Genomic DNA, 14,814 nt, shown 5'->3' with positions numbered 1-14,814 from the left:
CGGCTGGGGGGTGGTCTGCTGGTCGTCGGGTTGCTGACTGGTCGTCACCGCTGGAACTCCCTGTTGGTGCCCTGCACCGGCTGGCGGCCGCAGGGACGTCTGGACACGATCAGGTCCAGCGTACCGGCTGGACCTAGAATGGGATGCCGAACACCCGCGGCACCCGCCTGACCGGAGTCGCGCCGGTACGTCACCGCACCCGTCCCAACGCAAAGGTCGTCCATGTCCCGCAAGGCTTCCCTGTCCGGTTTCCATGAATGGCTCCCCGCCGAGCGGATCGTTGAGCAGCATGTCCTGGACACCCTGCGGACCACGTTCGAGCTGCACGGCTTCTCCTCGATCGAGACCCGGGCCGTGGAGACCCTGGGGCAGCTGCTGCGCAAGGGCGAGATCGACAAGGAGGTCTACGCGGTCTCCCGGCTGCAGGGCGATCCTGCCGAACGCCCCGACGGGGCGGAGGACCTCAACCGGCTGGCCCTGCACTTCGACCTCACGGTGCCGTTCGCCCGCTACGTCGTGGAGAACGCCGGCCACCTGTCCTTCCCGTTCCGCCGGTACCAGATCCAGAAGGTCTGGCGCGGTGAACGCCCCCAGGAGGGCCGCGCCCGGGAGTTCACGCAGGCGGACATCGACGTCGTCGGCGACGGCACGCTGCCGTTCCGCTACGACGTGGACGTGGCGCTCGTGATGGCCGAGGCCCTGGCCGCGCTGCCGATCGGCGACTTCACCATCCGGGTCAACAACCGCAAGCTCGCCGAGGGCTTCTACCGTGGCCTGGGGCTGACGGACACCGCCGGCGTGCTGCGCAACATCGACAAGCTCGAGAAGATCGGCCCCGACGAGGTCTCGCGCCTGCTGCAGTCCGAACTGGGCGCCAGCGCCGACCAGGCGGCCCAGGCCCTGTCCCTGGCCGCCATCCGCACCGAGGACACCTCCTTCGTGGAGCAGGTCCGCGCCCTCGGGGTGACCGACGCCCTGCTGGACGAGGGGCTCGAGGAACTGGCCGCCGTCGTCGGTGAACTGCACCGCCGGGTCCCGGGCCGCGCCGTCGCCGACCTCTCGATCGCCCGCGGCCTGGACTACTACACCGGCACCGTCTACGAGACCGTGCTGACCGGCCACGAACAGCTCGGCTCCATCTGCTCCGGCGGCCGCTACGACGCCCTGGCCGCCAAGGGCAACCGCACCTTCCCGGGCGTGGGACTGTCGATCGGCGTGACCCGGCTGCTGATGCGCATGTTCTCCACCCAGATGGCCTCGGCCTCTCGCTCCGTGCCCACCGCCGTGTACATCGCCCTGACCCACGACGACGACTGGTCGGCCGCGCAGGACACCGCCCGCGCACTGCGCTCCCGCGGCATCGCGACCGAGGTGGCGGTCTCCGCGGAGAAGTTCGGCAAGCAGATCAAGTACGCGGACCGCCGGGGCATCCCCTTCGTCTGGTTCACCCGCACCGAGGACGACCGGACCGTCCACGAGGTCAAGGACATCCGCTCCGGTGAACAGGTCCCGGCCGACCCGGGATCGTGGATGCCGCCGCAGGAGGACCTGCGTCCCCGGGTCACCGGCGCCTGAGCCCCACCACGGCCCGGCCGGCCAGGCCCACGGCGAAGACCGCGAGCATGACCAGCACCGACTGGACCGGCAGCGTGAAGGCCAGGAGCAGGCAGGCCGCCGCGCCGAGCAGGTTCAGCCACCGGGGGCCCGGCACCACGCGTTCGGTGAGCGTGAGGGCGGAGACGTTCGCCACCGCGTAGTACACCAGCACGCCGAAGGAGGAGAACCCCACGACGGTCAGCACGTCCGTGGTCAGCAGCAGCACGATGACCACCGCCGCCGCCGTGAGCTGGGCGACCCACGGCACGGACGTCCGTGCCGAGATCCGCGCCAGCGGACGCGGCAGGTCGCGCTCCCGGGCCATCGCCAGGCCCGTCCGGGAGATCCCGGCCGCCAGGTTCAGCATCGAGCCCAGGCAGGCCAGCGCCGCCCCGGCCACGGCCAGCCACGCCCAGTCCGGCCCGAGCACGACCTCGACGGCGTCGCGCACCGCGGTGGGGGTCTGGCCCAGCCCCTGGAGACCGAGGACGGCCTGCAGGCTCAGGGCCAGCAGCAGGTAGAGCACGAGCGTGAACGCCAGCGCACCGAAGACGGCCCGGGGGATGGTGCGGCGGGGATCGCGCACCTCCTCGCCCATCGTCGCGATGCGCGCGTAGCCGGCGAAGGCGAAGAACAGCAGCCCGGCGCCCTGCAGCACCCCCAGCGGGGTGGGGTCCGTCACCGCACCGGACGGGCCCCCGCCGGGAGCCGGGACGGGGCCGGGCGTGACGCCCACGAACCCGGCCACGATCAACACGGCGAGCAGGGCCAGCACCGGGGTCACGATCAGCACGGTCGCCTGCACCGTGCGGGTGATGCCCAGCAGGGTGATGCCCGTGATCACCACGACGGCGGCGATCGCCACCCAGCGGGCCGTCCGGTCCGAGGCCCCGGACGCCGTCGGGACCAGGTAGAGGGCCAGGGTGTACGCCATCGCGGCGATGGAGGCGGACTTGCCGGTGACGAAGCCCCAGCCGGCCACGAAGCCGGCCCACTCGCCCAGCTGGCGCCGCCCGTACACGTAGGCCCCACCGGAGGTCGGGTGGACGGCCGCGAGCTGGGCCATGGCCGTGGCGTTGACCCACGCGGTGGCACCGGCCAGGACCAGGGCGAGCACCAGGAGCGGCCCCGCGGTGGAGGCCGCCAGGCCGAGGGAGGTGAACACGCCCGCACCGACCATCGACCCGACGCCGATGACGATCGCACCGGGCAGGCCCAGGCGGCGCTGCAGGGCGGCCGGGGGACCGGCGGTGGGGTGGGTCTGGGGCATGGCGTGTCCTCCGTCGGGGAATCTGTCCCGGGCCACGGACTAGAATCATCCCCGGAGCCGGACGGCGGCGGGACGTATCGAGCCCGCGCGGTGCTGACGGCTGAAGACCTATCACACCAGATCGACACCAGACCAACATCCCGGTGAACCGGGACCGGAAGGACCCTCGTGCTGCGCACCCACCAGCTGGGCGAGCTCAACGCCTCGCTCATCGGACAGAACGTCACCGTCACCGGTTGGGTGGCCCGTCGCCGGGACCACGGAGGGGTCGCCTTCGTGGACCTGCGGGACGCGTCCGGGTTCGCCCAGGTCGTGGTCCGGGACGAGAAGGACTTCGACCCGCTGCGCAACGAGTTCGTCCTCCAGGTCACCGGCACGGTGGAGCGCCGGCCGGAGGGCAACGAGAACCCGCACCTGCCCTCGGGCGAGGTCGAGCTCATCACGGACACCGTGACCGTGCTCAACACCGCCGCCCCGCTGCCCTTCCAGGTGGACGAGCACGTCGAGGTCGGCGAGGAGGCCCGGTTGCGCCACCGCTACCTGGACCTGCGCCGCCCGGAGCCGGCCCGCATCATGCGCCTGCGTTCCGAGGTGAACCGCACCGCGCGCAACCTGCTGCACGACGAGGGCTTCATCGAGGTCGAGACCCCCACCCTGACCCGTTCCACCCCGGAGGGCGCCCGGGACTTCCTGGTGCCGGCCCGCCTCGCGCCGGGCTCCTGGTACGCCCTGCCCCAGTCCCCGCAGCTGTTCAAGCAGCTGCTGCAGGTCGGCGGCATCGAGAAGTACTTCCAGATCGCCCGCTGCTACCGGGACGAGGACTTCCGGGCGGACCGCCAGCCCGAGTTCACCCAGCTGGACATCGAGGCCTCGTTCGTGGAGCAGGACGACATCATCTCCCTCGGCGAGCGGATCGTGAAGGCCGTGTGGTCGCTGGTCGGCGTGGACGTCCCCACCCCCATCCGCCGGATGACCTACCGGGAGGCCATGGAGAAGTACGGCTCGGACAAGCCCGACCTGCGCTTCGGCCTGGAACTGACCGACCTCACCCAGTACTTCGCGGACACCCCGTTCCGCGTCTTCCAGGCCCCCTACGTGGGCGCCGTGGTCATGCCCGGCGGGGCCTCGCAGCCGCGCCGGACCCTGGACGCCTGGCAGGAGTGGGCGAAGCAGCGCGGCGCCCGGGGACTGGCCTACGTGCTCGTGCAGGAGGACGGCTCGCTGACCGGCCCGGTCTCCAAGAACATCTCCGAGACGGAGAAGGCCGGACTGGCCGGGGCCGTCGGCGCGCAGCCCGGGGACTGCGTCTTCTTCGCCGCGGGCGAGGCCAAGCCCTCCCGCGCCCTGCTCGGCGCGGCCCGCGTGGAGATCGGCCACCGCGTCGGCCTGGTCAAGGACGCCGGGCCGGACGTCCCCGCGGCCGAGGCCGACTGGGCCTTCGCCTGGATCGTGGACGCCCCCATGTTCGAGCCGGCCGCCGACGCGGTGGCCTCCGGTGACGTGGCCGTGGGATCGGGTGCCTGGACCGCCGTGCACCACGCCTTCACCTCGCCGAAGCCGGAGTTCCTCGACACCTTCGACACGGACCCCGAGAACGCGCTCTCCTACGCCTACGACATCGTGGTGAACGGCCACGAGGTCGGGGGCGGGTCCATCCGTATCCACCAGGCCGAGGTCCAGAAGCGGGTGTTCCACCTGATGGGCCTGGACAAGGAGTCCGCCCAGTCCAAGTTCGGGTTCCTGCTCGAGGGCTTCAAGTACGGCGCGCCGCCGCACGGCGGCATCGCCTTCGGCTGGGACCGCATCGTGGCCCTGCTGGCCGGGGCGGACTCGATCCGCGAGGTGATCGCCTTCCCGAAGACCGGCAACGGCTACGACCCGCTGACCGCCGCCCCCGCGCCGATCACCCCGCAGCAGCGCAAGGAGGCCGGCGTGGACGCGAAGCCCGAGCCGCAGCAGCCGGCCGAAGCCGGGCCGGCCGCGGACGGCGCCCGGGCGTGACGCAGCCGCCGGCCGGCACGGGCCCCGCGGACCCCGATCCGCGGGTGGTCCCGCCCACGGCGGTGCGCCTGCTGCCGCTGCTCGTGGTGACGTTCGGCCTGAGCATGCTGATCGACCTCACGACCGAGTGGCCCATGCTGCTGCGCTGGCTCGTCGCGGGGGCCGGGGGAGTCACCGCCGCGGTGGTCTCCGTGCGGATCTGGGCGGCGCGCCGGCGCTGATCGGGTGCCGGTGCGCCCGGCCCGCCCGGGCGCTAGCCCCGCCGCGACCCCGTCAGGTCGTCGGTGTCCACCCACACGGTGAAGGGCCCGGAGTTGACCAGGGACAGCTCCATCATCGCCCCGAAGACGCCGCGTTCGACGTGGATCCCCTGCCCGGCCAGCTCCGCCGTGAACCGCTCGTAGAGCGGCTCGGCCAGTTCGGCGGGTGCCGACCGGGTCCAGGACGGCCGGCGTCCCTTGCGGACGTCCCCGTAGAGCGTGAACTGGCTGACCACCAGGGCCCCGGCCCCGGCGCTCAGCAGCGACTGCTCGTCGTCGAGCACGCGCAGCCCCGCCACCTTGGCCGCCAGCTGGCAGGCCTCCGCCTCCGTGTCCTCCACGGACACGCCCAGCAGGACCACCAGCCCCGGTCGATCCAGCCGGCCGACCACCTCGCCGTCGACCGTGACGGAGGCGGACGTGGTGCGCTGCAGGAGTGCTCTCATGCCTCCATGGTGGCTCATCTAGGCTGGAGCGGTGAGTGATCTGTTCAGTGCCCTCAGCGGTTCCGGTGACGCCGAGGAGCCCGACGACGGCGCCTCCGAGGCCGTCCGGGCGCGCCCGGGCGCCCCGCTGGCGGTGCGGATGCGGCCGAGGTCCGTGGACGAGGTGGTCGGCCAGCAGCACCTGCTCCACACTGGGTCGCCGTTGCGCAAGCTGGCCGAGGGCGCCGGTGCCGGCCGCGGCTCGGGCGCCGGGCCGTCGTCGTTGATCCTGTACGGGCCCCCGGGAACCGGCAAGACCACGCTGGCCCACGTGATCGCCCGCGGTCCCGGACGCACCTTCGTCGAGCTGTCGGCCATCAACTCCGGCGTTAAGGACGTCCGGGCGGTCATGGACCGCGCCCTGGACGACCGCGACCTCTACGGCCGGACGACCGTGCTGTTCCTGGACGAGATCCACCGCTTCAACAAGGCCCAGCAGGACGCGCTGCTGCCGGGCGTGGAGAACCGCTGGGTGGTGCTCGTGGCCGCGACCACGGAGAACCCCTCCTTCTCGGTCGTGGCGCCGCTGCTGTCCCGGTCGCTGCTGCTGACCCTCAAGCCCCTGACGGACGCGGACATCGGGGACCTGCTGGACCGCGCCGTGACGGACGAGCGCGGCCTGAACGGCACGGTGGCGCTGGCCGAGGAGGCCCGGGAGTACCTGGTGCGGATGGCCCAGGGCGATGCCCGGCGCGCGCTGACCACGCTGGAGGCCAGTGCCGGTGTGGCGCTGGACCGCCGGGAGGAGGACGGCACCCCCACGATCACCGTGGAGGACGCCGCCCAGGCCATGGACCGCGCGGTGCTGCGCTACGACAAGGCCGGCGACCAGCACTACGACGTCATCAGCGCCTTCATCAAGTCCATCCGCGGCTCGGACGTGGACGCCTCCCTGCACTACCTGGCCCGCATGCTCGAGGCGGGGGAGGACCCCCGGTTCATCGCCCGCCGGCTGATCATCTCGGCCTCGGAGGACGTCGGCATGGCCGACCCCACCGCGCTGCAGACCGCGGTCGCCGCGGCGCAGGCCGTCCAGCTCATCGGCATGCCCGAGGGCCGGCTCGTGCTCGCCGAGGCGGTGGTGCACCTGGCCACCGCCCCGAAGTCCAACGCCTCCTACACCGCCATCAACGAGGCCGTGGCCGACGTCCGCGCCGGACTGTCCGGCGAGGTGCCCGCGCACCTGCGCGACGCCCACTACCCGGGTGCCGCCGGTCTCGGCCACGGAAGGGGGTACGTCTACTCCCACGACGCTCCGCACGGGGTGGCGCGCCAGCAGTACGCCCCGGACCCGTTGCAGGGCAAGGACTACTACCGGCCCACCCGCAACGGGGTGGAGCGGAACCTGGGGGACCGGGTGCAGAGCCTGCGGTCCATCATCCGCGGCACGCCGCCCCCTGCGCGCAAGCCCGACGAGCAGGGCGCCGAGGGCTGACACCGCTCCCGGTGGACGCACCCGCGCCCCGGGGGCCCGGCCGGACCTAGGATGGAGTCGATCCTGTCCGCACCGTCCGGGTCCGGGACAGTCCTCCCAGCGGCCCGGGGAAACCGGAGGCCGTCCCATGACCACTCCCGCCAACAACCCCGCGTCCCGCCTGGTGCCCAACACCGCGGAGGTCGACTACCGCATCCTCAAGACCGTGACCACGTACGAACAGGCCCAGGAACTCGTGGACCGGTTGTCGGACGGCGGCTTCCCGGTGGAGAAGACGCGGATCGTGGGCACCGGGCTGCGCTCGGTCGAGCAGATCACGGGACGGCTGACCACCGCCCGGGCCGCCGGCCAGGGTGCCCTCGGCGGCCTGTGGTTCGGCCTGATGATCGGCATCCTGTTCGTGATCTTCGCCCCGGAGTCCGGCCTGCTGATGATCCTGCTGGCCGTGGGCTTCGGTGCCGTCTGGGGGGCGATCTTCGGGGCCATCGGCCACGCCGCGACCCGCGGCAAGCGCGACTTCTCCTCGGTCCAGGTGATGGAGGCCGAGTCCTACGACGTGCTGGTGGAGGCCTCGCACGTCGCCCAGGCCGCCCAGGTGGCGGAGGGCCGGCCGATGCCCGAGACCCCCCGGGGCTGAGGGGCGCCCGAGCTGAGATGAGCCCGGCCGCCCCGCACGGTGCCGGCACGGACGGCCCCCGGGAACTGGTAGAGTAGTCCGCTGTCTGGCAAGCGCCGCCAGCATTCCCCCGTGGTGGACCGGTCCTCGTGGCCGCGGTCACCGCAGGTCCCGTCCCGGCCGGTCCGCTCCTGCGGACCGCCGACGTGCGGCGCTGCAGCGATGACGGGCAGCGGCATGCCCCTCAGCTCTCCGCAGGACGCGACGGAGGCCAGGTTCCGGTCTGTACTTGTCACACCGTGGGAGTCCCCACCTGTGCCTGGACCGGAGATCACACCAGAACCGTGCCGCCTGACAAGAAAGGTCCCTCGTGGCTTCCAACCTCCGTTCGCGCCGTACCGTGCGCCACTCGCGCGCCCTCGGCATCGCCCTGACCCCCAAGGCCGAGAAGTACATGGAGCGCCGTCCGTACGGCCCCGGCCAGCACGGCCGTGCCCGTCGCAAGGCAGACTCCGACTACTCGGTCCGCCTGAAGGAAAAGCAGCGCCTGCGCGCCCAGTACAACATCCGTGAGGCGCAGATGCGCCGCTACTTCGAAGAGGCCAAGCGCACCGAGGGCCTGACCGGTGAGAACCTGGTCGAGCTGCTCGAGATGCGCCTGGACGCCCTGGTGCTGCGCGCCGGCTTCGCCCGCACCATCGCCCAGGCCCGCCAGATGGTCGTGCACCGCCACATCATGGTCAACGGCGCCCGCGTGGACCGTCCGTCCTTCCGCGTGAAGGAGGGCCAGCTGATCCACGTGCACTCCCGCTCCGAGAAGATGGTCCCGTTCCAGATCTCCGCCACCGGTGCCCACCAGGAGGTCCTGCCGACCGTCCCGGGTTACCTGGACGTCGAGATCGACAAGCTGCAGGCCAAGCTGGTCCGCCGCCCCAAGCGCTCCGAGGTCCCCGTGACCTGCGAGGAGAACCTCGTGGTCGAGTACTACGCGCGCTGATCCGCACGTGACGCAGGACCCGGTCTCCCCGAGGGGAGGCCGGGTCCTCGGCGTTAACGGGGGTGCACGCGGTCCCGCGGCCGTGCGCCCGTGCCGGTTTCAGCGTCCGGCCCACGCCACCGGTAAGGTAGACCAGTCACCCCTCCGGAAAGGACCTGTCGTGATCAAGCGCGTACTGCTGCTGGGCGTCGGCGCCGCGGCCGGATGGCTCGGCCACACCGCCTACAGCAAGGGCCGCGATGCCGCCGCCCTCAAGGCCGAGGAGACGCTCCGGAACACCCTGAACCCGGAGAACATCGGCCGCAACGCCGGCCAGGCCGCGGCCACCGCCCTGGCCGCCAGCGCCCGGTCCTTCGCCTATCAGCTGCGCGAGGAGGTACCGGCCTGGAAGACCGTGTCCTCCACGCTGGCCGGTGCCGCGCCGCGGACCACGGCCGGGGATGTCCCGGCCGCAGCCCACGAGACCATCCCCGGCACCGCCACCTCCGCCCCCGCCGCGTCCGGCACCGCCGGCCGGTCCACCCGCCCCGACTCACGGAAGCAGTCATGAAGTCCCAGGAAATCGCCAGCCGCTGGCTGGAGTTCTTCGAGAAGAAGGACCACACCGTCGTCCCCTCGGCCTCCCTGGTCTCCCCGGACCCGTCGTTGCTGTTCACGATCGCCGGCATGGTCCCCTTCATCCCCTACTTCCTCGGGCAGGAGACCCCGCCGTACCCCCGCGCGGCCACCGTCCAGAAGTGCATCCGCACCGCGGACATCGAGGAGGTCGGCAAGACGGTCCGGCACGGCACCTTCTTCCAGATGTGCGGCAACTTCTCCTTCGGCGACTACTTCAAGGAGCAGGCCATCCCCTTCGCCTGGGAGCTGCTGACCAGTTCCCGCGAGGAGGGCGGCTACGGCCTGGACCCGGAGCGGCTCTGGATCACCGTCTACGAGGAGGACGACGAGGCCGAGCGGATCTGGCGGGATGAGGTGGGCGTGCCCGCCGGTCGCATCCAGCGCATGGGCAAGGCCGACAACTACTGGAACACCGGCCAGCCCGGTCCCGGCGGTCCCTGCTCGGAGATCTTCTACGACCGCGGGCCCGAGTACGGGGTCGAGGGCGGTCCCGCCGCGGACGACAACCGCTACATGGAGATCTGGAACCTGGTCTTCATGCAGTACCAGCTCTCCACGGTGCGCACCAAGGAGGACTTCGACGTCGCCGGGGAACTGGCGAACCGGAACATCGACACCGGGCTGGGCCTGGAGCGCCTGGCGATGGTCCTGCAGGGCGTGGAGAACATGTACGAGACGGACCAGGTCCGTCCCGTCCTGGACCGCGCCGCCGAGCTGGCCGGCCGTGAGTACACCTCCACCGAGGACCCCCGGGACCCGCACTACGCCGACGACGTCCGGCTGCGGATGATCGCCGACCACGTGCGCTCCGCGCTGATGCTCATCACCGACGGCGTGGTGCCGGGCAACGAGGCCGGCGGCTACGTGCTGCGCCGGCTGATCCGCCGCGCAGTGCGCGCGATGCGGCTGATGGGCGTCACCGACCCGGTGCTGCCCGAGCTGCTGCCCGTGTCCCGGGACGCCATGGTGGGCACCTACCCCGAGGTCGGTCGCGACTTCGAGCGCATCTCGCGGATCGCCTACAACGAGGAGAAGGCCTTCCTGCGGACCATCACCGCCGGCACCGCCCGCATGGACGGTGCCGTGGCCTCCGCCCGGGTCCAGGATCCCGAACGCCCGGGCATCTCCGGCGCCGACGCGTTCGAGCTGCACGACACCTACGGCTTCCCGATCGACCTGACCCTCGAGATGGCCGCCGAGGCCGGGGTCAGCGTGGACGAGGAGGGCTTCCGGAGCCTGATGGCCGAGCAGCGCGACCGTGCCCGGCAGGACGCCAAGTCCAAGAAGTCCGGCCACGTGGACGCCTCCGCCTACCGCGAGCTGGTCGCCGAGGGAGACACCGTCTTCACCGGGTACACCGAGCACACCACCGAGTCCCGGATCCGCGGACTGCTCGCCGGGGGCCGGCAGGTCGCCTCGGCGACCGCGGGCCAGGAGCTCGAACTGGTCCTGGACGCCACGCCGTTCTACGCGGAGTCCGGCGGCCAGGCCGCGGACACCGGCCTGATCACCGGCGACGGGTTCGTCCTGGAGGTCCTCGACGTCCAGGCCCCGCTGAGGGGGCTGAGCGTGCACCGGGTCAGGGTGCGGCAGGGCGAGGTGCCCGCGGGCGCCACGGCCGTCGGGGCCATCGACCTGCAGCGCCGCCTGGACGCCCAGAAGGCCCACACCGGCACGCACATCGTGCACGCCGCGTTGCACCAGGTCCTCGGTCCCGAGGCCACCCAGTCCGGGTCCTTCAACAAGGAGGGCTACCTGCGCTTCGACTTCCGCTGGGGCGAGGCGATGTCCGAGATGGCCCGCACCGAGGTCGAGGACGTCTCCAACGTCGCCATCCGGGACAATTACCCGGTGCTCACCCAGGAGATGTCCCTGTCCGAGGCACGCGAGCTCGGGGCGATGAGCCTGTTCGGCGAGAAGTACGGGGACCGCGTGCGCGTGGTCGAGGTCAACGGCGCCTGGTCGCGCGAGCTCTGCGGCGGCACCCACGTGGGCGCCACCGCGGAGATCGGCTCCCTGGCCCTGCTCGGCGAGCAGTCCGTCGGCTCCGGCAACCGCCGCGTGGAGGCCCTCGTCGGCCTCGACGCCTTCCGCCACCTGGCCACCGAGCGGACCCTCGTCAACGAGCTGACCGGCATGCTCAAGGTCCCGGCCGACCAGGTGCGGGACCGCGTGGCCGCCACCCTGGGCCGGCTCAAGGAGATCGAGAAGGAACTGGCCGCCCTGCGGGCCGCGCAACTGCAGGCCGAGGCCGGTCGCCTGCTCGACAAGGCCGTGGACATCTCGGGCGTGAAGGTGCTGGCCCACGACGCCGGCCAGGTCGGTTCGGGCGACGAACTGCGGACGCTGGCGCTGGACCTGCGCTCCCGGCTCGAGAACGCGAGCGGCAACGCCGCCGGCACCGCCGTCGTCGCGGTCCTGGCCGGTGTGGCCAAGGGCCGCCCGCTCGTGGTCGTGGCCACCAGCCAGGCGGCGCGCGAGTCCGGCCTGAAGGCCGGGGCCCTGGTGAAGACCGCCTGCTCCGTGCTCGGCGGCGGCGGTGGTGGCAAGGACGACGTCGCCCAGGGCGGCGGCCAGGACACCACCCGGATCCTCGAGGCACTCGAGGCCGTGAGGCAGTCCATCGTCGCGACCGTCCCGACCGCGGGCGCCGCGGGCGCGTGAGCGAGGCACCGCTGCCACCGCCCGTCCTCCCGCGTGGCGTCCGACTCGGGGTCGACGTCGGGCGCGCGCGCGTCGGGCTGGCCGCCTCCGACCCGGACGGCATCCTGGCCACGCCGGTGAAGACCCTTAGGCGCGACGCGCGGAAGGGGTCCGACCGGCGCATGATCGTCCGGGAGGCCCTGGACCGGGACGCGGTCACGGTCTACGTGGGCCATCCGGTCAACCTGCAGGGGCACCCCACCGCCTCCACCCAGGACGCCGTGGACTACGCCGGCGCGCTGGCTGCGGAGCTGTTCCGGGCCGGCAGCCGCGCCGGAGTCCGCCTGATCGATGAACGGCTGAGCACGGTGACCGCCCACCGGCAGTTGCACGAGGCCGGCCGGAACAGCCGGCAGCACCGTGAGGTCGTGGACCAGGTCGCCGCGGTGCAGATCCTTGAGCAGGCCTTGACTATGCAACAATCACTCCAGCGGGACGCGGGTCGTCCCGTCCCCATCCCTGCCGGTGATCCGAACGAAGGAGAGGACGTCACGCGTGACCAACCTGACTCCTGAAGACCCCGAGGACACCGGCGCGTCGGCGGACGCCCAGCCCGGGAACGAGTCCGCGGCGGAGAGTGACCCCGAGACCCGGGGGCATGGCTCCGAGGGCGGGGACAACCCCGACTCCGCCCAGGACGGCCAGGACCTGGACGAGGACCGCCGCCAGTACCCGGAACAGCGCGGCGAGGTCCACGGCGCGCCGGCGACCCCCGTCATCGTCCGGCCCTCCAGCCGGCAGGGGTACCAGACGGTGACCATCAACCCGGACCGCGCCAAGGACGCCGGCCAGCAGGCCAAGAGGGAGGCCCGGCGCAAGCGCCGCCGCCGGCGCAACATCGCCCTGGTCTCGGCCTTCGGCGTGTTCGTGCTGCTGCTGGTCGGCCTGTCCCTGGGGGTCCGGGGACTGCTTCCCTCACCGGCCGCCAAGGACTATCCCGGCCCCGGCGGTGAGGAGGTCGTCTTCACCGTGAACCAGGGTGAGGGCGCCCTGGCGATCGGCACGCGACTGGAGGACCAGGACATCGTGGCCAGCCGGGAGGCGTTCATCGAGGCGGTCAACCAGTCCCGGTCGGAGAACTCCATCCAGCCCGGCGAGTACCCGCTGCGGTCGCAGATGAAGGCCTCCGACGCCGCCGCCATCCTGCAGCGGGAGGGCGTGGGCCAGGTCCACTACGTGGCCATCAACCGGGGCATGCGACTGAACGAGGCCTTCGAGGCGATCTCCACCTCCACGGGCATCCCGGTGGAGGACCTCGAGGCCGCGGCGAAGGATCCCACGGAGTTCGGGCTGCCCGAGACGGCGCCCAGCCTCGAGGGCTACCTGGCGCCGGGGGAGTACCGCTTCGACATCGAGGCAGAACCGGCCGAGATCCTCACCCTGCTGACCGAACCGACCTTCGCCACCCTGGAGGCGGACGGCGTGACCGACGAGGCCGAGCAGCTCCGCACGCTCACGATCGCCTCGATCCTCGAGGCGGAGGCGCTGCCGAAGGACTACGCCACGGTGGCCGGGATCATCGAGAACCGCCTGCACCCGGACAATCCGGAGACCGACGGCAAGCTGCAGATCGACGCGACCGTGATCTACGGACTGGGCCAGCGCCAGCTCCAGTTCACCCAGGAGGAGAAGGAGGACGCCTCGAACGAGTACAACACCTACGTCCACCGCGGCCTTCCCCCCGGACCGATCGGCGCGCCGTCCACGGAGGCGATCGATGCCGCGTCCAGCCCGGAGGACAACGAGTTCTACTACTGGGTGACCACGAACATCGAGACTGGTGAGACGAAGTTCGCCCGGGACTACGCCACCCACCGGACGTACCAGCAGGAGTACCGGGACTACTGTGCCGAGAACAAGGAGATCTGTGGCTGAACCGGTGCACCGCTGGAACGCGGGCGTGCTCGGGCATCCCATCGCCCACTCGAAGTCCCCGGACCTGCACGCGGCGGCCTATCGCGTCCTGGGCCTGGACATCGACTACCGGGCCCACGACGTCACGCCGGAACACCTGTCCGGATTCGTGGCCGGGCTCGGTGACGCGGCCGCGTCGGGGGCGGACTGGCTCGGCCTGTCCGTGACGATGCCCCTGAAGGCCCCGATGGTCGGGCTCATGGACTCGGTCTCGCCCCGCGTGGAACGGCTCGGCGTGCTCAACACGGTCGTCCGTGGGGCCGACGGCTCGTTGTCCGGCCACAACACGGATGTCGACGGCATCGTCCGGTCCCTCGCCGCCGCCGGATTCGACCGGCGTGCCACGGGTGGCCGGATGGGCATCCTGGGCGGTGGGGGCACGGCCGCGGCGGCCATCGCCGCCGCCGCGCAGCTGGGACTGGACGGGATCGAGGTCTTCGTGCGGAACCCGGACCGGGCCGTGGGGCAGGTGACGCTGGCGCGCGCCTTCGGCCTGGAGGCCGCGGTGCGCACCCTGGCGGACTTCCCGGTCTCGGCGCCCGGGTTCCGCGCGGTCGTCTCCACGCTGCCGCCCCGTGCCGCCGACCCGACCGCGGCGGCGCTGGCCGCCGCCGGCCCCGCCGGCACGCGGGGGCTGCCGCCCCTGCTGGACGCCGCCTACGACCCATGGCCCTCGGCCCTGGCCGCGGCCTGGTCCGGTCGCGGCGGGGACGTCGTCAGCGGGCTGGAGATGCTGCTGTACCAGGCCGTCGAGCAGGTCCGCCTCTTCACGGCCCGCGTCCGGACGGGCACGGCCAAACCCGACTGGGCCGCCGTCACCGGTGCGATGGCCGCGTCGATCGGCCTGCCCGCGCGAGAGCCCGCGCCGCCGGCCGGGTCCTGATCCGTCACACCGTCCGGCGCGCCCGGCGGTGCGTGA

13 protein-coding genes are annotated in these 14,814 nt (G+C 72.3%); 11 read left to right on the top strand and 2 right to left on the bottom strand.

Annotation, left to right across the window (positions count from 1 at the left end):
* Positions 1 to 222: 222 nt before the first annotated feature.
* Positions 223 to 1,575, top strand: coding sequence for a histidine--tRNA ligase (gene hisS / locus PLJ28_RS09825; protein WP_324590081.1), 1,353 nt, complete (start codon positions 223 to 225; stop codon positions 1,573 to 1,575).
* Here hisS and PLJ28_RS09820 read toward each other — a convergent pair.
* Positions 1,562 to 2,866 (bottom strand): APC family permease, encoded by a 1,305-nt coding sequence (locus tag PLJ28_RS09820; protein ID WP_324590080.1) that lies wholly within the window; start codon positions 2,864 to 2,866, stop codon positions 1,562 to 1,564. The two genes, hisS and PLJ28_RS09820, sit on opposite strands and share 14 nt — an antisense overlap.
* Positions 2,867 to 3,034: 168 nt before the next feature.
* Here PLJ28_RS09820 and aspS point away from each other — a divergent pair, with 168 nt between their 5' ends.
* Positions 3,035 to 4,867: an aspartate--tRNA ligase gene (gene aspS, locus PLJ28_RS09815; protein WP_298044252.1), complete on the top strand. Its 1,833-nt coding sequence runs from the start codon at positions 3,035 to 3,037 to the stop codon at positions 4,865 to 4,867.
* Positions 4,864 to 5,088 (top strand): hypothetical protein, encoded by a 225-nt coding sequence (locus PLJ28_RS09810; protein WP_183526363.1) that lies wholly within the window; start codon positions 4,864 to 4,866, stop codon positions 5,086 to 5,088. The genes aspS and PLJ28_RS09810 overlap by 4 nt, the downstream gene beginning before the upstream one ends.
* Before the next feature lie 32 nt (positions 5,089 to 5,120).
* Here PLJ28_RS09810 and dtd read toward each other — a convergent pair whose 3' ends face one another.
* Positions 5,121 to 5,573 (bottom strand): D-aminoacyl-tRNA deacylase, encoded by a 453-nt coding sequence (dtd, locus tag PLJ28_RS09805; RefSeq protein ID WP_183526360.1) that lies wholly within the window; start codon positions 5,571 to 5,573, stop codon positions 5,121 to 5,123.
* 31 nt (positions 5,574 to 5,604) lie between these two features.
* On the opposite strand from dtd, the gene PLJ28_RS09800 reads away from it, so the two are divergent.
* From PLJ28_RS09800 to PLJ28_RS09765, 8 genes are all read left to right on the top strand, one after another.
* Complete coding sequence (locus PLJ28_RS09800) at positions 5,605 to 7,047, top strand: replication-associated recombination protein A (RefSeq protein WP_183526357.1); 1,443 nt, start codon at positions 5,605 to 5,607, stop codon at positions 7,045 to 7,047.
* A gap of 127 nt (positions 7,048 to 7,174) precedes the next feature.
* On the top strand, positions 7,175 to 7,684 hold the full coding sequence (locus tag PLJ28_RS09795; RefSeq protein ID WP_183526354.1) for a general stress protein: 510 nt from the start codon (positions 7,175 to 7,177) through the stop codon (positions 7,682 to 7,684).
* A 349-nt stretch (positions 7,685 to 8,033) separates the two neighbouring features.
* Positions 8,034 to 8,660: a 30S ribosomal protein S4 gene (rpsD, locus tag PLJ28_RS09790; protein WP_010143281.1), complete on the top strand. Its 627-nt coding sequence runs from the start codon at positions 8,034 to 8,036 to the stop codon at positions 8,658 to 8,660.
* A gap of 160 nt (positions 8,661 to 8,820) precedes the next feature.
* Entirely contained in the window at positions 8,821 to 9,210 is a 390-nt protein-coding gene (locus PLJ28_RS09785; protein ID WP_298044250.1) for a hypothetical protein, read from the top strand.
* Entirely contained in the window at positions 9,207 to 11,942 is a 2,736-nt protein-coding gene (gene alaS / locus PLJ28_RS09780) for an alanine--tRNA ligase (RefSeq protein WP_298044249.1), read from the top strand. The genes PLJ28_RS09785 and alaS overlap by 4 nt, the downstream gene beginning before the upstream one ends.
* Positions 11,939 to 12,496, top strand: coding sequence for a Holliday junction resolvase RuvX (gene ruvX, locus PLJ28_RS09775; protein WP_183526344.1), 558 nt, complete (start codon positions 11,939 to 11,941; stop codon positions 12,494 to 12,496). Before alaS ends, ruvX begins: the two co-directional genes overlap by 4 nt.
* Positions 12,477 to 13,856 carry an endolytic transglycosylase MltG gene (mltG, locus tag PLJ28_RS09770; RefSeq protein ID WP_298044247.1) on the top strand — a complete coding sequence of 460 codons (1,380 nt, stop codon included), beginning with the start codon at positions 12,477 to 12,479 and terminating at the stop codon, positions 13,854 to 13,856. Before ruvX ends, mltG begins: the two co-directional genes overlap by 20 nt.
* Complete coding sequence (locus tag PLJ28_RS09765; RefSeq protein WP_324590079.1) at positions 13,849 to 14,778, top strand: shikimate dehydrogenase family protein; 930 nt, start codon at positions 13,849 to 13,851, stop codon at positions 14,776 to 14,778. Before mltG ends, PLJ28_RS09765 begins: the two co-directional genes overlap by 8 nt.
* The last annotated feature ends 36 nt before the right edge of the window (positions 14,779 to 14,814 follow it).

Source organism: Citricoccus sp. (assembly GCF_035445025.1).
Taxonomy (GTDB): domain Bacteria; phylum Actinomycetota; class Actinomycetes; order Actinomycetales; family Micrococcaceae; genus Citricoccus.
Note: the sequence above shows the minus strand (reverse complement) of the source record. Positions and strands in the feature narration are given on the sequence as shown.